The organism is Halomonas sp. Y3 (genome assembly GCF_024137965.1).
Lineage (GTDB): Bacteria > Pseudomonadota > Gammaproteobacteria > Pseudomonadales > Halomonadaceae > Halomonas > Halomonas mongoliensis.
Genome location: NZ_CP099975.1, coordinates 2,181,193 through 2,206,962, shown reverse-complemented (window position 1 = coordinate 2,206,962; position 25,770 = coordinate 2,181,193). Strand labels below are relative to the sequence as shown.

The 25,770-nt window shown below is 70.4% G+C and carries 23 protein-coding genes; 8 read left to right on the top strand and 15 right to left on the bottom strand.

The genetic code is table 11. From position 1 onward, the window contains the following. Nucleotides 1–184: 184 nt before the first annotated feature. Nucleotides 185–478 carry a hypothetical protein gene (locus tag NHL60_RS10545; protein ID WP_253443066.1) on the top strand — a complete coding sequence of 98 codons (294 nt, stop codon included), beginning with the start codon at nt 185–187 and terminating at the stop codon, nt 476–478. Between the two features lie 32 nt (nt 479–510). On the opposite strand, the gene NHL60_RS10540 is transcribed toward NHL60_RS10545, so the two are convergent. From NHL60_RS10540 to queC, 4 genes are read right to left on the bottom strand one after another with little or no spacing between them, the layout of a single operon-like run. Continuing rightward, nucleotides 511–804 (bottom strand): YkgJ family cysteine cluster protein, encoded by a 294-nt coding sequence (locus NHL60_RS10540; RefSeq protein WP_253443064.1) that lies wholly within the window; start codon nt 802–804, stop codon nt 511–513. A 40-nt stretch (nt 805–844) separates the two neighbouring features. Next, entirely contained in the window at nt 845–1,690 is an 846-nt protein-coding gene (locus NHL60_RS10535; RefSeq protein WP_253443062.1) for a 6-carboxytetrahydropterin synthase, read from the bottom strand. Next, nucleotides 1,690–2,382: a 7-carboxy-7-deazaguanine synthase gene (gene queE / locus NHL60_RS10530; RefSeq protein ID WP_253443060.1), complete on the bottom strand. Its 693-nt coding sequence runs from the start codon at nt 2,380–2,382 to the stop codon at nt 1,690–1,692. Before queE ends, NHL60_RS10535 begins: the two co-directional genes overlap by 1 nt. After that, the gene (gene queC, locus NHL60_RS10525; protein WP_253443059.1) at nt 2,382–3,119 is read right to left on the bottom strand and encodes a 7-cyano-7-deazaguanine synthase QueC; all 738 of its coding nucleotides are present in this window, start codon (nt 3,117–3,119) and stop codon (nt 2,382–2,384) included. Before queC ends, queE begins: the two co-directional genes overlap by 1 nt. Before the next feature lie 197 nt (nt 3,120–3,316). Between queC and yegQ the strand changes: the two genes are divergently transcribed. Then, entirely contained in the window at nt 3,317–4,738 is a 1,422-nt protein-coding gene (yegQ, locus tag NHL60_RS10520; RefSeq protein WP_253443058.1) for a tRNA 5-hydroxyuridine modification protein YegQ, read from the top strand. 124 nt (nt 4,739–4,862) lie between these two features. Further along, a complete protein-coding gene (locus NHL60_RS10515; RefSeq protein WP_253443057.1) occupies nt 4,863–5,543 on the top strand; it encodes a TVP38/TMEM64 family protein in 681 nt (226 codons plus the stop codon). Between the two features lie 16 nt (nt 5,544–5,559). On the opposite strand, the gene NHL60_RS10510 is transcribed toward NHL60_RS10515, so the two are convergent. The 11 genes from NHL60_RS10510 to NHL60_RS10460 form a co-directional block, all read right to left on the bottom strand. Beyond that, the gene (locus tag NHL60_RS10510) at nt 5,560–5,796 is read right to left on the bottom strand and encodes a DUF2789 domain-containing protein (protein WP_253443056.1); all 237 of its coding nucleotides are present in this window, start codon (nt 5,794–5,796) and stop codon (nt 5,560–5,562) included. 91 nt (nt 5,797–5,887) lie between these two features. Further along, nucleotides 5,888–6,946 carry an asparaginase gene (locus tag NHL60_RS10505; RefSeq protein ID WP_253443055.1) on the bottom strand — a complete coding sequence of 353 codons (1,059 nt, stop codon included), beginning with the start codon at nt 6,944–6,946 and terminating at the stop codon, nt 5,888–5,890. Between the two features lie 103 nt (nt 6,947–7,049). Next, the gene (locus tag NHL60_RS10500; RefSeq protein ID WP_253443054.1) at nt 7,050–8,258 is read right to left on the bottom strand and encodes an efflux RND transporter periplasmic adaptor subunit; all 1,209 of its coding nucleotides are present in this window, start codon (nt 8,256–8,258) and stop codon (nt 7,050–7,052) included. 16 nt (nt 8,259–8,274) lie between these two features. Continuing rightward, the gene (locus NHL60_RS10495) at nt 8,275–10,638 is read right to left on the bottom strand and encodes an ABC transporter permease (RefSeq protein ID WP_253443053.1); all 2,364 of its coding nucleotides are present in this window, start codon (nt 10,636–10,638) and stop codon (nt 8,275–8,277) included. Nucleotides 10,639–10,645: 7 nt separating this feature from the next. Next, nucleotides 10,646–11,374: an ABC transporter ATP-binding protein gene (locus tag NHL60_RS10490; RefSeq protein WP_253443052.1), complete on the bottom strand. Its 729-nt coding sequence runs from the start codon at nt 11,372–11,374 to the stop codon at nt 10,646–10,648. Nucleotides 11,375–11,444: 70 nt separating this feature from the next. Next, nucleotides 11,445–12,602, bottom strand: a complete 1,158-nt coding sequence (locus NHL60_RS10485) for an MFS transporter (RefSeq protein ID WP_253452135.1) — start codon at nt 12,600–12,602, stop codon at nt 11,445–11,447. A gap of 93 nt (nt 12,603–12,695) precedes the next feature. Beyond that, nucleotides 12,696–14,024, bottom strand: coding sequence for a DEAD/DEAH box helicase (locus tag NHL60_RS10480; protein WP_253443051.1), 1,329 nt, complete (start codon nt 14,022–14,024; stop codon nt 12,696–12,698). Between the two features lie 151 nt (nt 14,025–14,175). Then, a complete protein-coding gene (locus NHL60_RS10475) occupies nt 14,176–14,694 on the bottom strand; it encodes a helix-hairpin-helix domain-containing protein (protein ID WP_253443049.1) in 519 nt (172 codons plus the stop codon). An 82-nt stretch (nt 14,695–14,776) separates the two neighbouring features. After that, nucleotides 14,777–15,364 carry a membrane integrity-associated transporter subunit PqiC gene (locus NHL60_RS10470; RefSeq protein ID WP_253443048.1) on the bottom strand — a complete coding sequence of 196 codons (588 nt, stop codon included), beginning with the start codon at nt 15,362–15,364 and terminating at the stop codon, nt 14,777–14,779. Continuing rightward, on the bottom strand, nt 15,361–17,055 hold the full coding sequence (gene pqiB, locus NHL60_RS10465; RefSeq protein ID WP_253443047.1) for an intermembrane transport protein PqiB: 1,695 nt from the start codon (nt 17,053–17,055) through the stop codon (nt 15,361–15,363). The genes NHL60_RS10470 and pqiB overlap by 4 nt, the downstream gene beginning before the upstream one ends. Then, complete coding sequence (locus NHL60_RS10460; RefSeq protein WP_253452132.1) at nt 17,052–18,407, bottom strand: paraquat-inducible protein A; 1,356 nt, start codon at nt 18,405–18,407, stop codon at nt 17,052–17,054. Before NHL60_RS10460 ends, pqiB begins: the two co-directional genes overlap by 4 nt. A gap of 195 nt (nt 18,408–18,602) precedes the next feature. On the opposite strand from NHL60_RS10460, the gene NHL60_RS10455 reads away from it, so the two are divergent. The 5 genes from NHL60_RS10455 to cydC all read left to right on the top strand — a co-directional run bounded on the left by NHL60_RS10455 (nt 18,603) and on the right by cydC (nt 25,702). Further along, complete coding sequence (locus NHL60_RS10455; RefSeq protein ID WP_253443045.1) at nt 18,603–19,583, top strand: calcium/sodium antiporter; 981 nt, start codon at nt 18,603–18,605, stop codon at nt 19,581–19,583. A 298-nt stretch (nt 19,584–19,881) separates the two neighbouring features. Continuing rightward, on the top strand, nt 19,882–21,294 hold the full coding sequence (locus tag NHL60_RS10450; protein WP_253443043.1) for a cytochrome ubiquinol oxidase subunit I: 1,413 nt from the start codon (nt 19,882–19,884) through the stop codon (nt 21,292–21,294). A gap of 3 nt (nt 21,295–21,297) precedes the next feature. Then, complete coding sequence (gene cydB, locus NHL60_RS10445; RefSeq protein ID WP_253443040.1) at nt 21,298–22,299, top strand: cytochrome d ubiquinol oxidase subunit II; 1,002 nt, start codon at nt 21,298–21,300, stop codon at nt 22,297–22,299. Nucleotides 22,300–22,302: 3 nt separating this feature from the next. After that, nucleotides 22,303–23,997, top strand: a complete 1,695-nt coding sequence (cydD, locus tag NHL60_RS10440; RefSeq protein WP_253443037.1) for a thiol reductant ABC exporter subunit CydD — start codon at nt 22,303–22,305, stop codon at nt 23,995–23,997. Further along, the gene (gene cydC / locus NHL60_RS10435) at nt 23,981–25,702 is read left to right on the top strand and encodes a thiol reductant ABC exporter subunit CydC (RefSeq protein ID WP_253443034.1); all 1,722 of its coding nucleotides are present in this window, start codon (nt 23,981–23,983) and stop codon (nt 25,700–25,702) included. Before cydD ends, cydC begins: the two co-directional genes overlap by 17 nt. The last annotated feature ends 68 nt before the right edge of the window (nt 25,703–25,770 follow it).

Below are 25,770 nucleotides of genomic sequence, written 5' to 3'. Positions count from 1 at the left end.
GCAGGCGCCAGCCTTCTTCTCTTTATGCAGGCTAACCGTTGGCAAAGGCAAGTTTGGAAACGCACATTGCGCGCTGGAGCACAGTGGCAGATGTAAAAATTGGCTAAAGCTTCGCCGTTCAAGGGGATGGCGGTATAATCCCGATATTGCTTTTACGCCCCCTTCCATGAACGACCGGTAACTGATGAAACAACAGACTCACCGCAAGCCGATGGATGAGCGCGAGAAACTGCGCAAGTTCCGCGAACTCGATGACGCCTTTGCGGAGGCGCTGCGTGGACTCGATGATCCCGCGACTCAGGCAAAGATTCCCGTTGGCCCACCGGTGGCGTCGCCGCCTGCCGATGAGGAGAGCGAAGCGGCGCGTCAGCAGCGCTTCGAGGAGCGCCTTCAGGCGCTGATGCAGGAGTACCATCAGCCCGCCGAACAGGTGGTCCACCTGGTTCAGCTCCTGCAGCAGCAGGGGCGCATCGCCTGACTCTCCCCGGCGCCGACGCTCCCTGGATCCCGTCAGCGCGTTGCCAGCTCCAGCGCCGCGATGCGCTCCAGGGCCTCCTCCCGGTGGCTGCCGCAGAGGGCCTCGTCGAAGCCGAAGCGCGCGCAGAGCGCCGGGCGAGACGGGTCGCCGAACAGCCGACACAGGTTTCCGTCATCCAGCTGGACGCAGCGCACCCCGGCAGGCTTGCCTTCCGGCATTCCGGGGATTGGCGAGTGGATGGAGGGCGCAATGCAGCAGGCCCCGCACCCCGGGCGACAGCCCTCGGCCAGGGCCGCCGGCTGCTCCGCTGCGCCCGACGCGCTCATGGCTCCCCCGCTGCGCCCGACGCGCTCATGGCTCCCCCTCTCATGGCTCCCCCCGGGCGAAGGCGCCCTTGTCGACCCCCTCGAAGGCCTGGACCCGGGTGGCCTCGCCGGTTTCCCGACTGATCTGCTCTGCCAGCCAGGCGGCGATATGCTCCACGGTGGTGGGAGTGGGAAGGACCCGGCAGCGCTCGGCGGGCAGGCGAATCACGAAGCTTCCCTGAGGCGCACGGTAGCGAGCCGTCAGCGGACCGGCAGCGCCGGCGGGTGGCGCCTCGGCCAGGTCCTGGCGGTCGATCAGGTAGCAGTCCGCCAGGCGCCTGGCCCACTCTGCCTCCAGACCGGGCTGGCGGCTGCCGCCCTGCCAGATATGCAGGCGGGAACGGTGGCCGTGGGCGATGCGCTGGCAGTTGCCCGCATGGTGCCTGAGGCCGTGGCTGTAGGTATAGGCGGCGCCATCGATGGCCTCCTCCTGCAGGGTCAGCCGCAGGGCGCTGACCCTGGGCGGCAGGCGTCGCGACAGCTCCCCTGCCAGGTGCTCGGCCAGCCGTTCGGAGGAGATCTCCGCCCAGGGCAGCAGGGTGAAGGCCTGGCGGGGGCCGCGGACCTCCATGGACCAGGGCAGCCGTGTCTGGATGGAGAGCCCCTCCTGGCACTCCGCGACCTCCACGCCGGGCGCGCGGGTCGGCACCAGCAGGGTGTGGTCCACGCCGGCATCCAGGCGCTGCTTGACCCAGGGTTTGACCTCGCCGAAGTCGAAAAGCATGCCGTCCTCGCCGAGTTCGCCATCGAGCTCCAGGTCCACCTGCCAGCTGGCCCCGGTGAGCCCGCGTTGCGGACACCAGAGGGAGACGTCGAGGTGGGTAAGGCGGTTGACGAATAGCGTCATCAGTCGATCCCCGTGATCTTGTGGGTCTGCAGCGACAGGCGCCACCCTGGGTGGGCCAGGCAGTAGGCGACGCTCGCGGCCATGGTGTCGGTCGTGGTGGCGGCGATGGCGTCGTCCGCCGGTCTGGTGCGGCGTCCGCTGGCACCGGTATCCATGGGCTGCAGGAAGAAGTGGTCGAAGTCGAGCCGGGCGAAGCGTTCCGGCGGCGCCTCTGGCTGGGGATAGACCAGCTTCAGTTCGTTGCCGGCGGTGATGGTCAGGGCGCTGGCCCCCTTGGGGCTGACGCAGAGCCAGTCGATGCCGGGCGGGGCGGGGAGGGTGCCGTTGGTCTCCACGGCGACCTCGAAGCCCCGCGCCTGCATGGCCTGGATCAGGGCCTCATCGAGCTGCAGCAGCGGCTCACCCCCGGTGAAGACCACATAGGGCGTGGCGCCCTTCACACTCGAGCCGTCCTGATCCGGCCAGAGTGCCGTCAGGTGCGCGGCCAGCGCCTCCGCGGTGGCAAAGCGCCCGCCGTTCTGGCCGTCGGTACCGAGGAAATCGGTATCGCAGAAGGTGCAGGCCGCCGAGGCGCGGTCCTGTTCGCGGCCCGACCAGAGGTTGCAGCCCGAGAAGCGACAGAAGACGCTGGCGCGCCCCGCCTGGCCGCCTTCTCCCTGCAGGGTGTAGAAGGCCTCCTTGACGTGATACATCAGGATTCTCCGGCCGGGGGCTGAGGCGCGTCGGCGGCGGATGCGGGCCGCTCTGAATAGCCGAGGGGGTCGGTCGCCCCGTTGGCGGCAAAGGCCGCCAGCCGCTCGCGACAGCTGCCGCAGCGCCCGCAGGCCAGTTCGCCTCCTCGGTAGCAGGTCCAGGTCTTGCCGTAGTCGAGCCCCATGGCCAGGCCGTCGGCGAGGATCTCCGCCTTGCTGGCGCGAAGGTAGGGGGCGTGGATCGCCACCGCCTCGAAGTTGGCGATGCCCGCCACGGCGTTCATCGCCTCGACGAACGCGGGCCGGCAGTCCGGATAGAGCACGTGGTCGCCGCCGTGGGCGCCGTAGTCGACCCGGCCGGCGCCGATATTCACCGCCTTGGCGATGGCCAGCGAGAGCAGGATCATGTTGCGGTTGGGCACCACCGTGGCCGTCAGGTTCTCCTCGCCGTAGTCCCCCTCGGGCAGTTCGCGGGCGCTGTCGGTGAGCGCCGAGTTGTCGATCAGGCCGTGGATGGCACGGATATCCACCACCTGGTGGGGCACGCCGAGTTCGCGGCAGACGCGCTCGGCTACCTCGAGCTCCCGGGCGTGGCGCTGGCCATAGTCGAAGGAGAGGGCGTGGACCTCGAGGCCCTCGCTCAGGGCGCGGTGCAGCACGGTGTAGGAGTCCATGCCGCCGGAGTAGATCACCACGGTGGCGGGGGCGCCGGCCGTGGAAGAAGCAGAAAGGGTCATGTTCAGGCTCTGGTCGGAGAATTTGTCGCGCCGCAGCGCGGCGTTCCGGGGTCCGGTCCGGAAGGGGACATAGTCTACTTGACACCGGGTAAGCGGGAAACCTGCCGGGACGCCAGGGGGCTCGTTGCTGCTATACTATGCGCCCCTCAATTTCCAGCGCCCCCGTGGCGCCATCGTCCTGACAACGGTGACTCCCTATGCAAGCCCCCGAACTGCTCTCCCCGGCGGGAACGTTCAAGAACATGCGCTACGCCTTCGCCTATGGCGCCGACGCCGTCTATGCCGGCCAGCCCCGCTACTCCCTGCGGGTGCGCAACAACGACTTCAAGATCGACAACCTGCACAGGGGCATCGCCTATGCCCGCGAGCGGGGCAAGCAGTTCTACGTGGCCTCCAACATCGCGCCCCATAACAGCAAGCTGAAGACCTATTTGCGCGACATGGCGCCGGTGATCGAGGCCGGCCCGGATGCGCTGATCATGTCCGACCCGGGCCTGATCATGATGATCCGCGAGCGCTGGCCCGACCAGGTGATCCACCTCTCGGTGCAGTCCAACGTGGTCAACTGGGCGGCGGCCAGGTTCTGGCAGCAGCAGGGCATCAGCCGCATCATCCTGTCGCGGGAGCTATCGCTGGAGGAGATCGGCGAGATTCGCGCCGAGTGCCCGGACCTCGAGATCGAGACCTTCGTCCACGGGGCGCTCTGCATCGCCTACTCCGGGCGCTGCCTGCTCTCCGGCTACTTCAACCACCGGGACCCCAACCAGGGCACCTGCACCAACGCCTGCCGCTGGCAGTACAACGCCGTGGCGGCGGCCCATGACGAGACCGGCGACCTGGTGCCGGCCAACTCCGCGGCGGCCCACGCGGGCAGCGGCGTCTGGACGCCGGGCCAGGGCGGCGGGCTGATCGCCTCCGGCGGCGGCAGCACCCGCTTTGAGAGCACCGCCACCGCCGGCGGGGTGGAGGGGCAGGGCGAGCTCTCGGCCCTGATCGAGGACGCCACTCGGCCCGGCGAGCTGATGCCGATCTTCGAGGACGAGCACGGCACCTACATCATGAACTCCAAGGACCTGCGCGCCGTTCAGCACGTGCCGCGGCTCGCCCAGATGGGCGTCACCTCCCTGAAGATCGAGGGGCGCACCAAGTCCCACTACTATGTGGCCCGCACTGCCCAGGTCTACCGCCGCGCCATCGACGACGCCGTGGCCGGTCGCCCCTTCGACATGCGCCTGATGGACGAGCTCGACAATCTGGCCAACCGCGGCTACACGGAGGGCTTCTACCGGCGCCATGTCCACGACGAGTACCAGAACTACGAGCGCGGCAACTCGGTGGGCGTTCATCAGCAGTTCGTGGGCGAGGTGATCGGCTACGATCCGGACCGCGGCGTGCTGGAGGTGGACGTCAAGAACCGCTTCGAGGTGGGGGACGGCATGGAGCTGATGCTGCCCGGCGGTAACCGCCGTTTCGTGCTCGAGCAGATCGAGAACCGGCGCGGGGAGTCCGTTGGGGTGGCGCCGGGGTCCGGCCACGTGGTACTGATCCCGGTGCCCGGCGAGGCCATCGCACCGGAGCGCATCGAGTTCGCGCTGCTGATGCGCGACCTCCAGGGCTGATGACCGCCGCCGGGGCCGGCAGCATCGCGCTCCGCTCCCGCCATCGGGCCGGCGTCGTCTTTGCTGGCGCCTGCCGGCCCCGCCGTGGCAACATGATCGTCATTTGGCCCCGAGTAACGAATCGATGTTCAACGATAGTTCACTGCGCTGGCCCTGGCGGGTAGCGGCAGTGGGGGGCGTCGTGCTGATGGCGCTCTACCTCTGGATCTGGCACTCCCCCGACCTGGCCGAGCTGCAGCGCTGGGCGGACGAGGCCTCCCACCATCCGGTGGTGATCGTCTCCGTGATCCTGGTGATGGCCGTGACCCTGGCCCTGGGGCTGCCCGGCAGCATCGGGCTCTGGCTGATCGCCCCCTTCTATACGCCGCTGGCGGCCACGCCCATGCTGATCGTGGGCAGCGTGCTGGGGGCCCTGGGCGCCTACTGGCTGTCGGCCCGGGTCGGCGATCGCTGGACCCCCAAGGGGTTGACCCGCAAGATCATGCGGCGGCTGGAGACCCGCAGCGACTTCCTGACCCAGTGCGCCCTACGGGTGCTGCCGGGCTTTCCCCACTCGGTGGTGAACTACGCCGCGGGGCTGCTGCGCCTGCCGCTCGGGACCTTCCTGGCGGCGGCGATCATCGGCCTGGGGGTGAAGTGGGCGGTCTATGCCAGCGCCATCTATGGGGCGCTGGAGGCGGTGGAGAAGGAGGAGGCGCTGAGCATCGGCGTGGTGCTGCCGCTGCTGGCGCTCACCGTGCTGCTGCTGGTGGGCGCCTGGGTACGGCGCCGGGTGGAGGCCAACGGCCAGGCCGCCAACGGCTAGCCTGGCCGCTCGCTCGCTATGCCTTGCGCAGCGAGGCGTTCAGGTGGTCGACCACCTCGGCCCAGTCGGCGTCCTCCTCGATGGCTTCGCGCAGGAAGTCGGCCTGACCCTCGTTCCAGCAGGAGGCGTCGGGCAGGGCGATCTCCTCGGGAATGGGGCCGTTGCGTTCGATGAAGCGCTTGATCGACTCGGGGTCCGAAGCGAGTCCCAGCTGCTCGAACAGTTCGGTGAAGGGATGGTCGGGATGCTCCATGGCGGCTCTCCTTGCGTGGTGGGAATACCCCCACCATAGCGGCTTGCGCCTGGCGCTGCATGACCCCCGTCAACGCTTCCCCGGGAAGCCGTCAGCGCTCCCCGGCCAGCGGTGTCAGGAAGCGCCGCCGGCGCTCCTCATCGGGGAGCGGCTGGGCCAGCAGGTGCACCAGCTTGGCCAGTGCCGCTTCCGGCGTCATGGCATCCGCCGAGAGCACGCCGGCGGCCGCCAGCCCCTGGCCCGCCGCATAGTGGCCGATCTCGACGCCGCCGTGGGGGCACTGGCTGAGCGCCGCGAGCAGCTTGCCCTCGCCGCTGGCTCGGGCCAGCACGCCGATCAGCTCCCGGTTCGCGGGCACATTGCCGCCGCCCCACACCTCCAGCAGGGCCCCCTTGAGCCGCGGGTCGTCGAGCCAGGCGGCTAGCTGGCGGGCGGCGATGCCCGGCCACAGCACGATGCGTGCCACGCCGCCGTCGGCCAGCGGGGCGTAGTCCGGCAGCTCGAAGCGGGGAGCGCCGCGCTGCTGCTGCGCCAGGCCGCGTCCGGGATAGAGCACGGCGTCGCCATCGACCCGCTCGCCCAGCAGCGGATAGCTGGGGCTGGCGAAGGCGTCGGCGCGGCGGGTCTGCCACTTGCGCGCCCGCACGCCGCGCAGCAGCCTGCCGCCGAAGGCGATCGCCACCTCCTGCAGGGCGGGGTTGGCGGCGAAGGCCAGGGCCAGGGCCAGGTTGTCGGCGGCGTCGCTGCCGGGGGCCTCCAGGGGCTGCATGGCGCCGGTGAGGACCACCGGGCGGTCCAGTCCCTGGAGCTGGTAGGCGAGGCTCGCTGCCGTCCAGGCCAGGGTGTCGGTGCCGTGGAGTACCACGATGCCGGCGTGCTCCCGGAAGCGTGCGGCGATCTCGCCGGCCAGCCGCTGCCACTCACGGGGGGTGGCGGCGCTGGAGTCGATGGGGTCGCCGAGGGAGAGCACCTCATACGCGGGCAGCGCGGCGTGGTGTGCCGGTGGCAGGGCCGCCAGGGCCCGCGCCAGGCGCGCCTCGATATCGCCCCCCGGCACCAGCCCGGAGGCGCTCTCCCGCATGCCGAGGGTGCCCCCGGCATAGATCACCAGCAGGGGGCGTGACGGAAAGAGAGCGGTATCCTGGGTCATGGGGGCTCCGAGGGAATCGAGGGGCCGGTAGGGGCGATAGCGGTGCCGGCAAGGGTGCCGTCGAAGAGGGCATGATAAGGGGCGCCGGCGGCGTCTGCCAGGTTCACTCCTCGGTGCGCACCCGCACGCCGTCGGCCACCCGCTCTCCGGGGTGAGTGATCACGACGTCGCCCACCCCGAGGCCGTCGAGCAGCTCGGAGACCAGGCCGCTGCGCCGCCCCGGCGTGACCGGCACGCGCACCGCGCGCCCCTCCTCGACCCGAAAGACCGCCCACTCCCCCTCGGCGCGGAACAGCGCGCTGGTGGGCAGCTGCAGCACCTCATCGGCCTGCCAGACCAGGAACTCGGCGTCGACCCGAAAGCCGCTGCCCAGCCCCAGGGCCGCGGGCTCCTGCCCCTCCTCGAAGTCGATGATCACCGGCACTCGCTGCTCGTCGACCCCCAGCGCCGAGACCCGGGTGAAGCCGCTGGGCTCGATGCGTCGAACCCGCCCCGCCAGCACCTCATCGCCGCCCCAGCCGGTCAGATGCACCGCCATGCCGGGGCGCACCCGCACCGCATCCATGGAGAGCAGATCCACCTGAACTTCCAGGGCCTGAAGGCTCCCGAGCTCGAGGATCGGCTCCCCGGCCGCCACGCTGCCCTCGCAGCAGCGGTAGCGGGTCAGCACCGTCCCGGCGATGGGGGCGCGGATGGTCAGCGCCGGGTGCTCCAGTGCGTCCCGCTGGCCGCTGGCCACCGCCAGCACCGCTCGGGCGCTCTCCACCTCGAAGCGGGCCGCCTCGACGCCGGCCGCCGCCGCGCTCTCCAGGGCGCGCAGGCGGTCGCGCTGGCTGCGATGCTGCTCCAGCTCCGTGGTGGAGACCAGGTTACGCTGGTGGAGCTGGCGATAGCGCTCGTACTCCGACTCGGCGAAGCGTCGCTCGGCTTGTGTCGTCTCCAGGTTGGCCCGGGCGGCCCGGAGGCGCGCCTCGGCGGCCTGCAGGGTGTCCTCGGCCTGCTGGCGCGCGCGGGGGTCCAGGGCCGGTGCCGGGCTCGGCTCCAGGCGGAACAGCGCCTGGCCCTGCTCCACCTCGTCGCCCACCTCCAGGGCGACCCGCTGCAGGTAGCCGGCCACGGGGACCGAGACGTTCCAGGTGTCGCGCAGCCGGGTGCGCCCCTCCTCGATCACCGAGTCGACGAAGGGCCCGGTGGCGACGCGGGCCACGCTGACCGGCACCGGGGCGGGGCGCAGCGCCCAGGCGAGCAGGGCCAGCAGCGCCAGGCCGGCGAGGCTCCAGAACAGGCGTCGATGCCAGGGTCGCAGGGTCATGGGCGGTCTCCTTTGGTCACTCCACGGCCTTGAGCACGCGGATCTTGTCCAGGCGCCCCAGTCGGATCACCACCATCACGCTCACTAGGAGCGAGGCGGCCAGGACGCCGCTGGCGGCGAAGGCGAAGGCCTGGGGCGTGAACACCAGGGGGATGCGGAAGAGATCGCTGCTGAAGGCCTGGTTGAGCAGCCGGCTGAACAGGAGGCCGATGGCCCAGCCCGGCGGGATGGCCGCCAGGGTCAGCAGGGCGATCTCGCCGAGCAGTATCCGCGCCACCTCGGCCCGGGTATAGCCCAGTACCTGCAGGGTGGCGAGCTCCCGGGCGCGCTCGGCGAAGGCGATGCGGGCATTGTTGTAGACCACGCCGAAGCCGATGGAGGTGGCGATGGCCACGAAGATCAGGGCGGCGATCAGGAGGGTCTCGTCCAGGTAGTCGCGGATGCCCCGCTCGGCCTCGTCGAGCCTCCCGATGGCGGCCACCGCCGGCATCTCCCAGAGGGCGGCGTTGAGAGCCTCCCTCCGGGCCGGGTCGACCAGCAGCCAGGCGCCGCTGATGGCGCTCCCTTCGCCCATCACCCGATTGAGCTGGGTGCGGGTCAGGTAGGCGCCGACCCCCAGGGGTTCGTCCACCAGGGCGGCCAGGGGCAGCGTCAGCTGCCGCCGCTGCCCCTCCATGACGGCGACATGCAGCTCGTCGCCGACCTTCGCCCCCAGCTGGTCGGCCAGGTAGCGGGTCAGCAGCACGCCCTCCTCGGGGAGCCGCTGGGCGCGCCCGTCGCCGTCCAGCACCTGGCGCAGCCGGGGCTCGGCCTCCATGCCCAGCAGGGAGGTGCGCGCCTCCCGGTGGCCATGGCTCAGGGTCACCGGCACCCGGCGCCAGGTCTCCACGGCCAGCACCCCGGGAAGGTGGCGCAGCTCGCCGGCGGCCCGGGCCGGGGTGGCGTCCACGAAGGTGAGCTCCATGTCCATGCGCAGCACCTGGCGATACTGCTGGTCGATCATCGTCTCCACCGCATCGAGCTGGTAGGCGCCCACCATCAGCAGCCCCGCCGAGAGGGCGATGCCGGCGATGGAGAAGCCGGCCTTGGCGGGATGGCGGCCCAGGTTGCGCAGGATGATGCGTCCCTCCTGACCGAGCAGGGCGGCGGGCAGCGCCCGTTCCAGGGCGCTGCGCCGGAAGCGCTGCGGGGCGGGTGGGCGCATCGCCTCGGCGGGCGGGCGGCTCACGGCGCGCCATACCGCTCGCCAGGTACCGATCAGGGCCGAAGCAGCCACGATGGCCAGGGAGAGCGCCAGCGCCGAGGCGGGCACCCTGACCGGCATGTCGGGGAAACGAAAATAGTCGCGGTAGAGGGTCGCCAGTCCGCTGGCGGCCCAGGCGCCCAGCGCGACGCCCAGGGCCCAGCCCAGCAGCACGATGGCGGCGGTGAGCAGGCCGTAGTGGCGGGCCAGCTCCCCATCGCCATAGCCGAAGGCCTTGAGCACGGCGACCTGCTCCCGCTGGGTCTGGATCAGCCGCCCCATCACCACGCTGAGCAGGAAGGCCGAGACCGAGAGGAAGATCGCCGGCAGCACCGTGGCCTGGATGCGCTGCTGGTTGAGCTCCTCCTCCAGGAAGCGGTGGGAGGTCTGCTCCTCCCGGGTCCAGGCACCGGTGCCCCCATAGCGAGCCAGCGCCAGGTCCAGGGCGTCGATCACCGCCTCGACGCTGGCGCCTGCCTGGAGGGTGAGGCTGAGCCGGTTGAAGGCGCCCTCCATGCCGTAGGCGCTGGCCAGGCTGCGCTGGTTCATCCAGAGCACGGCGTAGCGGCGGTAGTCGGGCATCAGGTCGGTGGGAGCCACCTGGTAGAGGAACTCGGGGCTCGACGCCACGCCGGCGATCCTGAGCGCCACCCGGCGGCCGTCGATGATCGCCTCCAGGCCGTCACCGGGAGTCAGGCCGTGGGCCTCGGCGAAGGCGTCGGAGACCACCACCTGGTCGTCCCGGCCTGGCTCGGGCAGGCTGCCGGCCACCAGATGCAGGCGGTTGAGAGTCGGCTGGCGGCCGTCTGGGATCGACTGGGCCAGCCCGCGGATGGGGTCGTCGAAGCCGGGTAGCGAGAGGCGCAGCGCCGCCTGCACCTGGGGGGCGACCAGGTTGACTCCCTCGATCTCCTGCACGCGGACTGCGACCCCGAGAGGCGCGCGCTTGACGTCGGCGAACACCTCGGCGAAGTGGTGGCTGGCGTAGAAGCGGTCCCGGGCGCCGGAGAGTGCCTCCAGGGTGGTGACCGAGAGGATCAGGGTCATGACCCCGCCGGCGATCACCACGGCGATGGCCAGGGCCTGACCCTTGAGGCGCCAGAGGTCGCGGAGGAACTTGCGGTCGAGGGTCAGCATGGGAGACTCACCAGCGCAGCTCCCGGGCCGGGCGCCGCTCGGCGTTGTGCCGGATGTCGTCCACCCGGCCGTCGCGCAGGCGGATCACCCGGTCGGCCATGTCGCCGATCACCTCGTTGTGGGTGATGATCGCCACCGTGGTGCCGGTGTCGCGGTTGACCTGCTCGAGCACCTCCAGCACCCGGATGCCGGTGCGAAAGTCCAGGGCGCCGGTGGGCTCGTCGCAGAGCAGCAGCTCCGGGCGCTTGGCCACCGCACGGGCGATGGCCACGCGCTGCTGCTCGCCGCCGGAGAGCTGGGAGGGGAAGTGGTCGAGGCGCTCCCCTAGGCCCACCAGGGCCAGGGCCTCCTCGGGGGCCATGGGCGTCCGGGCGATCTCGGTGACCACGGCGACGTTCTCCCGGGCGGTGAGGCTCGAGATGAGGTTGTAGAACTGGAAGACGAAGCCGACGTGATGGCGGCGAAAACGGGTCAGTGCCCGCTGGCTGGCGCCGCTCAGGGTATGGGCCTGGCCCTCGCGGTTGACGTAGCGAAGCTCGCCCTCGGAGGGGCTGTCGAGGCCGCCGAGAATGTTGAGCAGGGTGGACTTGCCGGAGCCGGAGGCGCCCAGCATGACCACGAGCTCGCCGCGCTTGAGGGTCAGGTCGACCCCGCGCAGCGCCTGGATGGTGACTTCGCCCATGCGGTAGCGGCGGGTCAGGCCGCGCGCCACCAGGGCGTCAGGGACGGTGTTCATGGCCACAGTCTAGCGCCGGTGCCCCGCCCCGGCACGGATGCGGAGCAGGGAGCACGGGGCAGCAGGCCCGTCAGCGAGTGATCAGGCGGCCGGCGTCGTCGACCTCCAGACGGCGGTTGCGTCCGGCGAAGAGGGCGAAGAGGCCGGCCAGGGCGCAGATCGTCATCAGCGCGCCGGTGATGGTGCCGAGCCCCAGGCCCAGCTGCAGCATCACGCCGACCCCCAGGGGGCCCAGGGCGGCCAGGGTGTAGCCACCCCCCTGGGCGAGCCCCGAGAGCTTGCCGGCCAGCCGCGAGTTGCCCGAGCGCAGCACGATCAGCGTCAGCGCCAGGCTGAAGCCGCCCCCCTGGCCGAGGCCCAGCAGCACGATGCCCAGCCAGCGCAGGTAGGCGGGGCCCACCAGCAGCAGCCAGAACCCGGCGGCGATCAGCGTCAGCACCGTGAGCAGGGCGGGGCGCTGGTCACGCCCCAGGCGCGCCAGCCAGGGAGCGGCCAGGGCCGCCGGCAGCTGCACCATCACCGAGGCGCCCATCATCCAGCCCGCCTCCGCCTCGCCGTAGCCCCTGGCCACCAGCAGGGTGGGAAGCCAGCCGAAGACGATATAGGCCAGCGACGACTGCAGCCCCATGAAGAGCATCACCTGCCAGGCCAGGGGCTGGCCCAGCACGGCACGCATGGAGCCGCCGCCACCGGGCAGCATGGTCTCGTCCCGGCGCGGGGCCAGCGCAAGCCAGGCTGCCAGCGCCAGGAAGGCGAGCGCCGCCCAGCTGGCCAGGCCCAGGTGCCAGCCGTCCAGCCACTCGCTCAGCGGAATGGAGAGCCCGGCCCCCAAGGCGCCACCCAGGCAGAGCGCCATGGTGTAGACGCCGGTCATCAGGTCGGCGCCGGCGGGCAGCTCGCGCTTGACCAGCGCCGGCAACAGGGTGCCGGCGACGCCGATGGCGGCACCCACCATCAGGGTGCCCAGGAACAGCGTCGGCACCGTCGGTAGCCCGCGCAGGGCGAGGCCGCCGGCCAGCAGCCCAAGGCCCGCGGCCAGGGCGCGCTCCGGCCCCAGGCGCCTGGCGAGCCAGGGCGCCATGGGGGCGAAGAGCCCGAGGCAGAGCACGGGAAGGGTGGTAAGCGCTCCTATTGAGAGCGCCGAGAGGCCGGTATCCTGCTGGATGCGGGTGAGCACCGGCGCCAGGCTGGAGAGGGCGGGGCGCAGGTTGAGCCCCACCAGCACCATCAGGCCGATGAAGATGGCAAGGGTGCGCCTCTCGTGCGTCGCGGCCGTTGCTTCCCTGTTCACCGCCGTTTCCTCCCTGTGTTCAGCTGTCCGTTATGCCTGTTGGCGTCCGCCGCCACTGTTGCCACCGCCGCGCCGGCGACGCCGCGCCTGGCCTCGCTCATCATCGCGTCGCTGGCCGCTGCCCTGACCGCGGGTCTGGGCGCCATTGCCTCTGCCTTGACCGCCACGTCCACCGCCGCCGCCACGGCGGTTGCGGCCGTTCTCGATGGGTTCGGGCTTGGCGTTGGGGTCGGGTTCGAAGCCGGGCTCGATGCGCTTCTCCAGGTCGCGCTTGATCAGTCGCTCGATGCCCTTGAGCAGGCCGTGCTCGTCCACGCAGACCAGCGATACCGCCTGCCCCTCGCTGCCGGCGCGACCGGTGCGGCCGATGCGGTGCACATAGTCCTCGGCCACGTTGGGCAGCTCGAAGTTGACCACGTGGGGCAGCTCGCTGATGTCCAGGCCGCGGGCGGCGATATCGGTGGCCACCAGCACCTGCAGGTCGCCGCTCTTGAAGGCGGCCAGCGCCTTGGTGCGCGCCGACTGGCTCTTGTTGCCATGGATCGCCATGGCCGGAATCTCCTGCTTGGAGAGCTGCTCGGCCAGGCGGTTGGCACCGTGCTTGGTGCGGGTGAAGACCAGCACCTGATGCCAGTCGTTCTCGGTGATCAGGTGGGCGAGCAGCTCGCGCTTCTTCTCGCGGTCCACCCGGTAGATCGCCTGGTCGACGAGCTCGGCGGTGGTGTTGCGACGCGCCACCTCGATCATCGCCGGACGATCCAGCAGCTTGTTGGCCAGGGCCTGGATCTCGTCGGAGAAGGTCGCCGAGAAGAGCAGGTTCTGACGCTTCGGGGGAAGCACTTTCAGGATCTTCTTGATGTCGTGGATGAAGCCCATGTCGAGCATGCGGTCGGCTTCATCGAGCACCAGGATCTCCACCTGGGAGAGGTCCACGTGCTTCTGCTGCTGGAGGTCCAGCAGGCGACCCGGGGTGGCGACGAGGACGTCGAGCCCGGGGCGGATGGCGTCCACCTGGGGCTGCTGGCCCACGCCGCCGAAGATCACGTGGCTCTTCAGGGTCAGGTGGCGGCCGTAGTCGGCCACGCTCTCGCCCACCTGGGCGGCCAGCTCGCGGGTCGGGGTCAGCACCAGGGCGCGGATCTGGCGCTTGCCGGGGCGCTTGCCGTCGGCCAGGCGCTGCAGCATCGGCAGGGTGAAGCCCGCGGTCTTGCCGGTGCCGGTCTGGGCGCTGGCCAGCAGGTCGCCGCCGTTGAGCACGGCGGGAATGGCCTGGCGCTGGATCGGGGTCGGGGTGGTGTAGCCCTGGGCCTCAACGGCACGCAGCAGTTCGGCACGCAGGCCGAGTTCGGAAAAGGTCATGCGGTCTCCGCAGAAACGCCGCGGCCACGCCACGCTCTGCGCGTGGCCAGTCCCGGGCCGGGGCGAAGGAAATTCGGGGGTAAGGAGCGGCAGGAGGGACTCGATGGTTGCCGCGTGGGAGCATTATGCCAGATCGGCGCGCCGGGCGCAGCTACTTCGCCTTCGCCTCGGCCGCGAGACTCTCGCGCAGGCGGGCCAGGGTGGCGCCGCCGAGGCCGGTGACCTCGTCGAGGGCGTCGGGGCCCAGCGCCCTGAGCTGCTCGAGGTCGGCGATGCCGTGGGCGAACAGGCGCCGTGCCGTCACCGGGCCGATGCCGTCCAGCTCGGTCAGGGAGCGGGCGTGGCGGTTGAGGAAGGCCTCGTGAGCGTCTTCGTCCAGGTCGTCGCAGGCGCCATCCTGATAGAGCTGGCAGGCCAGCCGGTCGGCGCCGCGGCGAATGGCCGGCAGCATCGGCAGCGCGACCAGGTCATGCCGGCTGGCCAGGCTGGCGAGCTCCGCCAGCGCCTGGTCAGCGATCTCGAGCTCGGCGAGGGCCTCCCGGTCGTGGGTATCCGTGGCCATCACCCTCAGCAGGGCCCGGCGGGCGCGCCGGGCCGGCTCACGATACTCCAGGGCGATGGCGTGGCGAAGTTCGCGCTCGGCGAGCTCCCGGGTCGGTTCGTCGTGCATGGTGTCGTCCCTGTAGGTAAGGAGAGGCCCCTGGGGGCCTGAGATGACCATAGTCCAGCCCCGGCCGTTCTGCCTGTTGCGCTCAGCGCGCCTGGCGTATCGCCTCGGCGAGCTCATCGGCGGTGCGGTCCCAGCCGCGGCCCAGGGCGCGCACCAGGGCCGGGTAGCCGTCGTCGTCCAGTTCGGCCTCGATGGCGAGCCGTTCCATGGCCAGCAGGCGACCGGTGCCGTCGCGCAGCTGCCACTGGCCGCCGATCACGGCGACGCCGTCATGGCGTCCCTGGAAGCGGTCGATCTCCAGGCGCAGCGACAGCGCCTCCGGCTCGCGCACGCCGGCCTCGTCCAGCAGCACCCGGGTGTCGGGCAGGCGCTCGCCGAGGCGAAGCCGCAGGCCGCGCTCCAGCTGACGCCCCAGGGCCTCGGCCCACTGGTGGCCGCGGGCCTCCACCAGGGTGATGTCGTCCACCTGCATCACCAGCCCCTCCACGTCCAGGTAGTGGGCCAGGCGGGGCGGGCGCAGCAGCAGCTGCCGTTCGGCCTCGGCCCCGGCCGCGCTGGCGCCGGCCACCTCGGGCAGGGTGTAGCGGGACGGCGCCGGGCTCGAGCTGGCGCAGCCGGCCACCAGCACCACCATGGCCGCCAGGGCGGCCAGCCTCCATTGCCTGGTCATCGTGGGTCTCCTTGATTGCGGCGGGGCGCCCGGGGCACGGGGTCTTCGGTCTGCAGGCTGTCGAAGAGCAGGGCGCGGGGGTTGTCGGAGAGGGTGCGTGCCACCGGCTGGATATCGCGCATCAGCCGCTCCAGTCGCTCCACGGCGCCTGTCAGCTCCTGATAGGCGGTCGAGCCGGGAGAGAGTCCCTGCAGGGTCTCGCGCAGCTCCAGCAGAGTGGCATTGAGGTTGGTCGGTACCTCCCGGGTGCCGGGGTCCTGCAGCAGGGTGGTGAGCGAGGATGACAGCTCGCGCACCTCGCCGAGCATCGCCTCCGAGGCGGCCAGGTTGCGATCGAGCCCCGCCAGCAGCGGTTCGATCTCGAGCTCGTTGAGCTTGGCCAGCAGGTCGGTGACCTGGGCCTCGATCAGCGCGAAGCCGCCGGAGGTGGTCGGGAAGACCGCCTTGTCGGCGAAGCGCTCCGCCGTCCAGGTGTCGGCCAGGTCGCGGTGGAAGTTGAGGTCCACGAAGAGCGCGCCGGTCAGCAGGTTGCCGCTCTTCAGGCTGGCGCGCAGGCCGAACCCGAACAGGCGGTCGAAGCGCTCCCGCCACTCCTCGAGGTTCACGTCCTGGTTCTCGATCCCCAGGCGCTGGGGCTCGATGCGAACCAGTACCGGGATCGAGAAGCCCGAGCGCCCCTCGGGCTGGGGCGCGCTGAAGTTCCAGGGCACGGCGGCCACGGTGCCGACCCGCACCCCGCGGAACTCCACCGGCGCACCCCGGGAGAGGCCGCGCACGGAGTCGTCCACCAGCAGCACGTATTCCAGGTAGCGGTTGAAGGTGCCCTGGCGGGCGCTGTCCTCGTCGGGGTAGAGGTTGAAGGTCACGTCAGGTTCGACGCGGCTGCCCAGGGGCAGGTCCTCGGGAACGCCGAAGGTGACGCCGCCGCCCAGCAGCGCCTCGAAGGACTCCACGTTGACCCGGAAGCCCTCGGAGTCCAGGCGCAGGTCGATGCCGCTGGCCGACCAGAAGCGGGTGCTGTCGGTGACCAGGATATCGTAGGGGGCCTCGATAAAGACCCGATGCTGCATGCGGCGGCTCTGGGGGTCAAAGGTAGCATCCTCCACGCGGCCCACCGTATAGCCCTGGTAGGTGACGGGGTCGCCGATGCGCAGCGAGTTGCCCAGCTGGCTGACCAGGTTGACGCGCAGGCCGGCGGCGCCCGCCGGGGCCACCGGGGGGTTGTCGCTGACCTGGAACTCGCGGCTGGCCGCCTCGCTGCTGCCGGGCTCCAGCTGGATGAAGGCACCGGAGAGCACGGTGCCGAGGCCGCTGATGCCCTCCCGGCCCACCCTGGGCTTGACCACCCAGAAGCGGCTGTCCTCCACCAGCATGGGCTCGGTATCCGGGCTCATCCGTGCGGTGATGACGGCGGTGCCCAGGTCGTCGGAGAGCTGCACCCGTTCGACGCGCCCCACCTGGACGTTGCGGGTCTTGATCAGGGTGCTGCCGGCCTCGATGCCCTCGGCATTGGCCATCACCAGGGTCACTTGGGGGCCGCGGCTGCGGTAGTTGTCGTAGACCAGCCAGGCCCCGATCAGGATCGCCACGATGGGCACGATCCAGATCGGTGAGAAACGCGCCTGGGGGGAGGGCCTGGCGCGGTGCAGGTCGCGTTCGGGCGGCGCCTCGTCGCGGGGAGCATCGCTCATCCTGGAGTTCCTTGTGGGTGGTTTCCTGGGGTGTCTCGGGAGGCGTCCCGGCGCGGCAGCGGGGTGTCCCAGATCAGCCGCGGGTCGAAGGTCATGGCGGCCAGCATGGTGATCACCACCACGGCCCCGAAGGCCAGGGCGGCGGGCCCCGGGGTGATCGACATCAGCGAGCCGGCGCGGATCAGGGCCACCAGGATCGCCACCACGAAGACATCGATCATCGACCAGCGGCCGATGAACTCGGTGACCCGGTAGAGTCGCGTCCGGCTGGTGGCATTGAGTTCGCTGCTGCGGTTGACCACCAGGCAGAGCCAGGCCAGGGCGCCCAGCTTGCCCACCGGCACGATCACGCTGGCCACGAAGATCACCGCGGCCACCGGCCAGGAGCCCATCTGGATCAGCTCCACCACCCCGCCGATGATGGTGGAGGGGCTGGTATGGCCCAGGCTGGTGGTGGTCATGATCGGATAGACGTTGGCGGGAATGTACATGATGGCGGCGGCGGCAAGCAGGGCCCAGGTACGCTGCAGGCTGTGGGGCAGTCGCGAACGCAGCCGGTCGCCGCAGCGCCGGCAGCGGCCCCGTCCGGCGCCGTCAAGCCGGTTGATCAGCCCGCAGGTGGTGCAGCCGGCGAGCCCCTGAGGGGCGGCGGTGTCGCCGGTACGGGTGCCCTCCGGGGCCCGGGGTTCGCCGGCCAGGGAGAACCACATCCAGTCGGCGTCGATGGACTGGGTGGTGAACAGCAGCAGCAGGGCGAAGGCGCAGAAGGCCCAGAAGGAGACGCCCAGCTCGATCTGCGCCATGCCGGCAATCTTGATCAGGCTGACCAGGGCGCCAATGATGAAGACGTCGGCCATCATCCAGGGATTGAGCTGGGCCAGGGAGCGGGCAATGGCGCGGCTGGCGGGCAGCGGGTCATCGCGCAGCAGGCCCAGCTGCAGCCAGATGACGCCGAGCAGATAGACCGCCGGCAGTACGATGATGGTGAGAATCACGGCGCCGGCCACCACCGGCTGGTGGAAGCCGATCAGGGTGGTGGCGGTCTGGGAGAGCTCGATGCGATTCCCCACGCCTCCCACGCTGAAGCTGATAAAGGGAAAGGAGAGCGCCACGGCCAGGGCAATCAGCGCCGAGAGCGCCAGCGCCATGCTGCGCTGGGCCGGGCGCTGATGGCGCTTGACCAGGGTGTGTCCGCAGCGGGGGCAGTCGGCCTTCTCGCCGCCGCGCAGCGGGGGCAGGGCGACGACCCAGTCACACTCCTGGCAGGCGCGCAGGCGCCGCCGCGCCCGGGATTCCGGGGGCGTGAGGTCGACTCGCGGTACCTCGCGGGGGAGCGAAGGAAGGTGCTCCATGAACGGGAAGCGGCGCTGGGCCAAGGGGGCACTCTCTCCTGCTGGCGGTGGATTCCTGTGGGCCGTCTTTTCCGGGGCAGCCGAGAGGCCTACACTCCCGGCCGAGTGCGTCGGCGCATGGGCGGAAGTGTGACACGTCGGCGACCGGCGCACCATAGACAAACATGCACAGATGAATGTTCCTGAGGCAACCCCATGATGCTTCCTGCGGTAGCGGTGGTGGCAGGTCTGATCCTGCTGGTATGGAGCGCCGAGCGCTTCGTCGACGGTGCGGCGGCCACCTCGGCGCGGCTGGGGCTGTCGCCCCTGCTGATCGGCATGCTGGTGATCGGCTTTGGCACCTCGGCACCGGAGCTGGTGGTGTCGGCCCTGGCAGCGGGGCAGGGCAACCCCGCCCTGGCGCTGGGCAACGCCTACGGCTCCAATATCGCCAATATCGGCCTGATCCTTGGCCTGGTGGCGCTGATCTCGCCCCTGACGGTGCACTCCACGGTGGTGCGTCGGGAGTTGCCGATACTGGGCGGAGCGACCCTGCTCTCGGCGCTGCTGATGTGGGGAGGCCTGATCGGGCGACTGGAAGGGGCGCTGCTGCTGGTGCTGCTGGCGCTCTTCATCGGCACCAGCGTCTGGCGTGCCCGCCGTGACGGCGCCGATGCGCTGGGCGCCGACACCGAGGAGAGTCTGGCGGTGCACCCCCTGTCGCTCAGGGCGGGCCTCGCCTGGACGGCGGTGGGGCTGGTGCTGCTGGTGGTGAGCTCGAGACTCCTGGTGTGGGGCGCCGTCGCCATCGCCCAGGGGCTCGGCGTCAGCGACCTGGTGATCGGCCTCACGGTGGTGGCAGTGGGGACCTCCCTGCCCGAACTCGCCTCCTCCATCAGCGCCCTGCGCCGTCGCGAGCACGACCTGGTACTGGGCAACGTGGTGGGCTCCAACCTCTTCAATACCCTAGGGGTGGTGGGGCTCGCTGCGGTGATTCACCCCATCCAGGTGGGCGCCGAGGTGCTGCTGCGCGACTGGAGCCTGATGGCCGCCATGACCCTGCTGCTGGCGCTCTTCGCCATGGGTTGGCGGGGCCGGCCGGGACGCATCAATCGCCTGGAAGGGGCGGTGCTGCTGGCGATGTTCATGGCCTATACCGCCTGGCTGGTGCGTCTGGTGCTGACCGCCGCCGCCTGAGGCGGCCTGCGACAATGAGACACGCTGATTTGGATCAACTTTTCGAGATCATGGCAGTCCTTAATAGTAAGCTAACGCTCAAGGTTGAATAAGCTTAGCAGTGCTGGTTCTATATGCGCTTCAAGCGCGGTGCCCAGGGCAGGGCCCCCAGGCTGCTAGTCTTACCTTGTCCCTGGTGTCCAGGTGGAATGCGTCACGGTGCGGCTTCGGCGGCGCCAGAGGTACAAGCAAGCACCCCAAGGTGCCTTCGCATCCCTTGAGACGACTCTGAGTCCATCGCTGTCATGAGGCTTGCGACATGGAACTGGATCCTCTCCTGCTATCACGATTGCAGTTTGCCTTCGTGGTCTCCTTCCACGCCATCTTTCCGGTGTTCACCATCGGGCTGGCATCCTACATAGCGCTACTCAACGGTCTTTTCTACAAGACCCAGAATCCCGCCTGGGACCGTCTGGCCCTGTTCTGGACCAAGATCTTCGCCGTGGTCTTCGGCATGGGGGTCGTGTCGGGCATCGTGATGTCCTTCCAGTTCGGGACCAACTGGAGCAACTTCTCCCAGGCCACAGCCAACTTCCTGGGCCCGGTGCTCAGCTACGAAGTGCTCACCGCCTTCTTCCTGGAAGCGGCCTTCCTCGGCGTGCTGCTGTTCGGTCGCGGCAAGGTGCCTCAGGGGGTGCATCTGTTCGCCGCCATCATGGTGGCCACCGGCACCTTTATCTCGTCGTTCTGGATCCTCTCGGCCAACAGCTGGATGCAGACCCCGGCCGGTGTGGAGCTGGTAAACGGTAGCTTCATGATCACCTCCTGGTTCGAGGCGATCTTCAATCCCTCCTTCTGGTACCGCTTTACCCATATGGGCATGGCCTCCTTCCTGACCGGTGGCTTCGTGGTGGCCGGCGTCAGCGCCTGGTTCCTGCTGCGCGGCCGTGACGTGGAGGCCAACCGCAAGGCGCTCTCCATGTGTCTCTGGCTGCTGCTGGTACTCGCCCCGGCCCAGGCGGTGGTGGGTGACTTCCACGGTCTCAACACCCTGGAGCACCAGCCTACCAAGGTGGCGGCCATGGAGGGCAACTGGGAGACGCGCAGCCATGTGCCGCTGCTGCTCTTCGCGATTCCCGACCAGGAGGCCCAGACCAACCGCTTCGAGATCGGTATCCCGAGCCTCGCCAGCATCATTCTCAAGCATGATCCGGCAGGGGTCGTGCCGGGTATCAGCGAGGTGCCGCGCGATGAGCAGCCCCCGGTATGGATCGTTTTCTGGTCCTTCCGGATCATGGTGGGCCTTGGCTTCCTGATGATCGGCGTGGCCATCGCCGGTGCCGTCCTGCGCAAGCGCGGTACCCTCTATACCAACCCGCTGTTTCTCAAGACCCTGGTGGGCATGATCGTCACGCCCTTCGTGGCGGTACTGGCCGGCTGGATCGTCACCGAGGTGGGGCGCGCGCCCTGGCTGGTCTACGGCCTGATGACCCAGGCGGAGTCCGTCACGCCCTCGCTGACCGGCGGCATGGCGCTCTTCACGCTGATCGGCTATGTGGCGGTCTATGCCGCGGTGTTCTGGGCGGGTATCTACTACCTCACCAAGGTGGTGCGTAACGGCATGCTCCCCGAGGAGCAGCGCGACGAGATCAAGGGTGAAACCGAGCGGCCTGCACGCCCTCTGTCCGCTGCCCATACCCCCTTCGATGATGCCGATTCGGCGAGGAGCTGACCCATGGAAATGTTTGATCTCACCTTGATCTGGGCGCTGATCATCGGCTTTGGCGTCATCATGTATGTGATCATGGACGGCTTCGACCTGGGCCTGGGGATCCTCTACCCCTTCGCCCCGGACGAGGAGTCCCGCGACGTCATGATGAACTCGGTCGCCCCGGTCTGGGACGGCAACGAGACCTGGCTGGTGCTGGGCGGGGCTGGCCTGCTCGGCGCCTTCCCCCTGGTCTACTCGGTGTTTCTGCCGGCGCTCTATATCGGGGTCTTCCTGATGCTGGCCGGGCTGATCTTCCGGGGCGTGGCCTTCGAGTTCCGCTTCAAGGCCCGCAAGAATCGCCGCTGGTGGAACCGCGCCTTCTGCTGGGGCTCGGCAGTGGCCGCCTTCGCCCAGGGCGCCGTGGTGGGCGCCTATATTCAGGGCTTCGCCGTGGAGGACTTCACCTACGTCGGTGGCGCCCTGGACTGGCTGACGCCGTTCACCGTCATGACCGGCCTCGGCCTGATGTGCGGCTATGCGCTGCTCGGCTCCACCTGGCTGATCATGAAGTCGGAAGGCCATGTGCAGGAGTGGGCCTATCGCATCACCCCGATCCTGCTGGCGGCGGTGCTGGCGGTCTTCATGGCCGTGAGCCTCTGGACGCCTTTCGTCAATCCCGACGTCTGGGCGCGCTGGTTCTCCAATATCCAGCTGATCTGGATCTTCCCGGCCCTGGCCCTGGCCTGTGCCTTCCTGGTGTATCGCAGCGTGCAGAAGCGCCGCGAGGGGCTGCCCTTCGTGGCGACCCTGGGGATCTTCATCTTCACCTACCTGGGGCTGATCGTCAGCAAGTGGCCGGTGATCGTGCCGCCCAACTACACCATCTGGGATGCGGCCTCCGCGCCGGAAGCTCAGCTCTTCCTGCTCATCGGTACGCTGTTCGTGATCCCCATCGTGATGACCTATACCGCCTGGACCTACTGGGTCTTCCGCGGCAAGGTCAAGGTGGGCGAGGGCTACCACTGAGCCATGGCCACTCCTGAGACCACCGGCGGCGGGCGCGATGCCCGCCGCTGGCTTGTCACCCTGGCGGCCCGCGAGCGCCGTTCACTGGGCCTGGCGGTGGTCGCCGGCGTCGTGGCCACCCTGGCCACCATCGCACAGCTCGGCCTGCTGGCCTGGGTGGTCAGCGCCCTGCTGGTCGAGGGGGCGGCTCTGGGCGCGCTGCTGCCGGCACTCGGCGCCATGGCCCTGCTGCTGGCGGTGCGGGCCCTGGCCCTCTACGCCCAGGAGCGGCTCGGCCAGCGGGCCAGTCTGCGCATCCGCGCGGCGGTGAGGTCCGAGCTGTTCGATCAGCTGGCGCGGCTCGGTCCGGGCTGGCTCTCCGGGCGTCATTCGGCGAGCCTGGCCAGCCAGCTGGTGGAGCAGGTCGAGTCGCTGGACGGCTACTTCGCCCGCTTTCGCCCCCAGCTCATGCTATCGGTGATCGGCCCCGCGCTGATACTGGGGGTGGCGCTCTGGCTGGACTGGCTGGCCGCGCTATTCCTGCTGCTGGCAGCGCCGCTGATTCCGCTCTTCATGGCCCTGGTGGGCATGGGGGCGGAGCGCCTCAACCGCGACCAGTTCGAAGCGGTGGCCCGGCTCTCCGGCCACTTCATCGATCGGGTGCGCGCCATTACCACCCTGCAGCTCTTCGGCCATACCCGGGCCGCCACCCTGGAGGTGCACGCTGCCGCCGACGACTATCGGCGTCGCAGCATGCGCACCCTGCGGCTGGCCTTTCTCTCCTCGGCGGTGCTGGAGTTCTTCGCCTCGGTGGCCATCGCCGTGGTGGCCATCTATGTGGGCTTCGGGCTGCTGGGCTATATCACCTACGGCCCCTCTCCCGAGCTCACCCTGTTCAGCGGCCTGCTGGTGCTGCTGCTGGCGCCGGAGTTCTTCCAGCCGCTGCGCACCCTGGCCCAGCACTACCACGACCGTGCCGCGGCCCTGGGGGCCGCCGACGGCCTGATGGCGCTGCTCGCCGAGCGTCCCGATCCGGTGCGCCATGACCGTCCCGAGGCGCCGGCAGACCCGGAGGTACTGGTCGAGCTGGCCGGGGCGGAAGTGACCCGGCCCGGGCGCGGCCAGGTGCTGGCTCCCTGTGACCTGCGCCTGGCGCGGGGCGAGGTGGTGGCGCTGATCGGCCCCTCGGGGTCCGGCAAGTCGACCCTGCTGCAGCTGCTGGCCGGCTTCGTCGGCTCCGGTGCCGGGGAGCGTCGCCTGGCGCCGGGGCTTGCCCTGGCCTGGATGGACCAGCGCCCGCTGCTGATCCAGGGCAGCCTGGCCGACAACCTGCGTCTGGCGGCGCCGGATGCTTCGGCCGAGGCCATGGCGCAGGCCCTGGAGCGGGCGGGGCTGGGAGAGCTGCTGGCACGCCTGCCTGCTGGGCTCGAGACGCCACTGGGCGAACGGGGGGCAGGCCTCTCCGGGGGGCAGGCCCAGCGCCTGGCCCTGGCCAGGATCTTTCTGGTCGAGGCGCCCCTGGTTCTGCTGGACGAGCCCACGGCCAGCCTCGATGCCGATACCGAGGCGGTGGTGATCAGTGCCCTGGAGGCCCTGGCCGCCCAGGGCCGTACCCTTGTGATCGCGACCCACCACCCGGCGCTGATCGCCATGGCAAGTCGCCGGCTGCGGCTCGACGCGGGCCGGCTCACGGAGGTGCACCATGACGCATCGCCCTGACACCCTGTTGAGAGAACTGCGACCCTGGCTTCGGCAGCTGGATCGGCGCCGCGGCCGCCTGCTGGCCGGCGCGGCGCTGATCGCCCTGACGCTGCTGTCGGCCATCGGCCTGCTGGCGCTCTCCGGCTGGTTCATCACCGCGACCGGGCTCACCGGGCTGCTGCTGGCCGCGGGCATCGCCGCCAGCCTGGATGTCTATGTGCCGGGCGGCGGCATCCGCTTCTTTGCGGTCAGTCGCACCGTGGCGCGCTACCTGGAGCGGCTCTACAACCACGATACCGTGCTGCGCCTGCTGGCCGACCTGCGCGGGCGGCTCTTCGGCGTGCTGGCAAGCCTCGACGGCCAGGCCCTGGCCCGGCGCCGGGCCAGCGACTGGCTCAACCGACTTACCGCCGATATCGACACCCTGGATAGCCTCTATCTGCGGCTGCTGGCTCCCGCCGGCGTGGGCCTGCTGGCGATCCTCGGGCTCTCGGCCTTCCTGGCGCTCTTCTCACCCCGTGTGGGTCTGGCCGGCGGTGCGCTGCTCCTGCTGGGCTGGCTCTGGTTGACCCTGGGTCAGGCGCGCCTAGGGCTAGCCGAGAGCCGCGCCCAGGTGGGTGAGCTCGAGGCCCTGCGCGGGCGAACGGTCGAGGCGCTGCAGGGCATGGCCGAGCTCGAGGCCTACGGCAGCCTGGCCCGCCAGCGTCGCGAACTGCACGAGATCGAGGCGCGGCTCTATCGGGGTCAGCTTGCCCTGGGGGCCCTGGTGGCGCTGGGCAACGCCCTGGCTGGCCTGCTGGTGGGGCTCGCCATGGTGCTGGCCCTGTGGCTTGCCGCCGGCGCCTGGGAGGCCGGCCGGCTCTCCGGTCCCCTCATGGTGATGATGCCCATCGCCATGCTGGCCATGAGCGAGGCCCTGGCCGCGCTGCCGGCGGCCTTCACCTGGCTGGGGGCCACCCGGGGCGCCGCCGGACGCCTCAATGAGCTGGAGGCGAGGGCCGGTGCCCGCGCGGAGAAGATGCCCGTCGCGGCGCCGCCTGCAGGACCACTCGGCGCCGAGCTGGAGGCGGTGACCCTGCACTATGCCGGCGCCCTGACCCCGGCCCTGACGGATCTGACCCTGCGTCTCGCCCCCGGCGAGCGCCTGGCCCTCTGCGGGGCCTCCGGGGCGGGGAAGTCCAGCGTGGCGGGCCTGCTGCTGGGGCAGCTCGAGGCTCAGCGGGGCGCGGTGCGCCTGGGCGGCATGGCGCCGGCACAGTGGCCCGGGGACGACCTGCGCCGCCGGGTGGCGGCCCTGACCCAGCGCGCCGACCTGCTCGATGACAGCCTTGCCGCCAACCTGCGCATTGCCCGCCCGGAGGCGGGGGAGGCCGAGCTCTGGGCAGCGCTGGCCTGGGTCGGGCTCGACGCCTGGGCGGAGTCGCTGCCCCGTGGCCTGCAGACCCGGGTGGGCGAGGGCGGTGGCCAGCTCTCCGGCGGCCAGGCCCGGCGCCTGGCACTGGCGAGGCTCTACCTGCGCGACCCCGACCTGGTGATCCTGGACGAGCCCTTCGCCGGGCTCGATGCCGACACGGCCGCGGCGCTTGGGGCGCGCCTGGACGTTTGGCTGCAGGGGCGCAGCGTGCTCTATCTGGTGCACCAGTTGGATGGCGGCGCCTTCGACCCGCCGGGTATCGACCGGCGCGTGACGCTGGTCGAGGGGCGCCGTGACCCGCGGGTTTAATCGCCGCGCTTTGCGCGATGGCGGGGTTTCGATCAGGATGGGGGAAAGCGCCCTCGACGAGAGAGACC

Bases quoted from the DNA above. Each gene is read 5' to 3' on its own strand.
- NHL60_RS10545 (WP_253443066.1), top strand. From the start codon at position 185: ATGAAACAACAGACTCACCGCAAGCCGATGGATGAGCGCGAGAAACTG.
- NHL60_RS10540 (WP_253443064.1), bottom strand. From the start codon at position 804: ATGAGCGCGTCGGGCGCAGCGGAGCAGCCGGCGGCCCTGGCCGAGGGC.
- NHL60_RS10535 (WP_253443062.1), bottom strand. From the start codon at position 1,690: ATGACGCTATTCGTCAACCGCCTTACCCACCTCGACGTCTCCCTCTGG.
- queE (WP_253443060.1), bottom strand. From the start codon at position 2,382: ATGTATCACGTCAAGGAGGCCTTCTACACCCTGCAGGGAGAAGGCGGC.
- queC (WP_253443059.1), bottom strand. From the start codon at position 3,119: ATGACCCTTTCTGCTTCTTCCACGGCCGGCGCCCCCGCCACCGTGGTG.
- yegQ (WP_253443058.1), top strand. From the start codon at position 3,317: ATGCAAGCCCCCGAACTGCTCTCCCCGGCGGGAACGTTCAAGAACATG.
- NHL60_RS10515 (WP_253443057.1), top strand. From the start codon at position 4,863: ATGTTCAACGATAGTTCACTGCGCTGGCCCTGGCGGGTAGCGGCAGTG.
- NHL60_RS10510 (WP_253443056.1), bottom strand. From the start codon at position 5,796: ATGGAGCATCCCGACCATCCCTTCACCGAACTGTTCGAGCAGCTGGGA.
- NHL60_RS10505 (WP_253443055.1), bottom strand. From the start codon at position 6,946: ATGACCCAGGATACCGCTCTCTTTCCGTCACGCCCCCTGCTGGTGATC.
- NHL60_RS10500 (WP_253443054.1), bottom strand. From the start codon at position 8,258: ATGACCCTGCGACCCTGGCATCGACGCCTGTTCTGGAGCCTCGCCGGC.
- NHL60_RS10495 (WP_253443053.1), bottom strand. From the start codon at position 10,638: ATGCTGACCCTCGACCGCAAGTTCCTCCGCGACCTCTGGCGCCTCAAG.
- NHL60_RS10490 (WP_253443052.1), bottom strand. From the start codon at position 11,374: ATGAACACCGTCCCTGACGCCCTGGTGGCGCGCGGCCTGACCCGCCGC.
- NHL60_RS10485 (WP_253452135.1), bottom strand. From the start codon at position 12,602: ATGGTGCTGGTGGGGCTCAACCTGCGCCCCGCCCTCTCCAGCCTGGCG.
- NHL60_RS10480 (WP_253443051.1), bottom strand. From the start codon at position 14,024: ATGACCTTTTCCGAACTCGGCCTGCGTGCCGAACTGCTGCGTGCCGTT.
- NHL60_RS10475 (WP_253443049.1), bottom strand. From the start codon at position 14,694: ATGCACGACGAACCGACCCGGGAGCTCGCCGAGCGCGAACTTCGCCAC.
- NHL60_RS10470 (WP_253443048.1), bottom strand. From the start codon at position 15,364: ATGACCAGGCAATGGAGGCTGGCCGCCCTGGCGGCCATGGTGGTGCTG.
- pqiB (WP_253443047.1), bottom strand. From the start codon at position 17,055: ATGAGCGATGCTCCCCGCGACGAGGCGCCGCCCGAACGCGACCTGCAC.
- NHL60_RS10460 (WP_253452132.1), bottom strand. From the start codon at position 18,407: ATGGAGCACCTTCCTTCGCTCCCCCGCGAGGTACCGCGAGTCGACCTC.
- NHL60_RS10455 (WP_253443045.1), top strand. From the start codon at position 18,603: ATGATGCTTCCTGCGGTAGCGGTGGTGGCAGGTCTGATCCTGCTGGTA.
- NHL60_RS10450 (WP_253443043.1), top strand. From the start codon at position 19,882: ATGGAACTGGATCCTCTCCTGCTATCACGATTGCAGTTTGCCTTCGTG.
- cydB (WP_253443040.1), top strand. From the start codon at position 21,298: ATGGAAATGTTTGATCTCACCTTGATCTGGGCGCTGATCATCGGCTTT.
- cydD (WP_253443037.1), top strand. From the start codon at position 22,303: ATGGCCACTCCTGAGACCACCGGCGGCGGGCGCGATGCCCGCCGCTGG.
- cydC (WP_253443034.1), top strand. From the start codon at position 23,981: ATGACGCATCGCCCTGACACCCTGTTGAGAGAACTGCGACCCTGGCTT.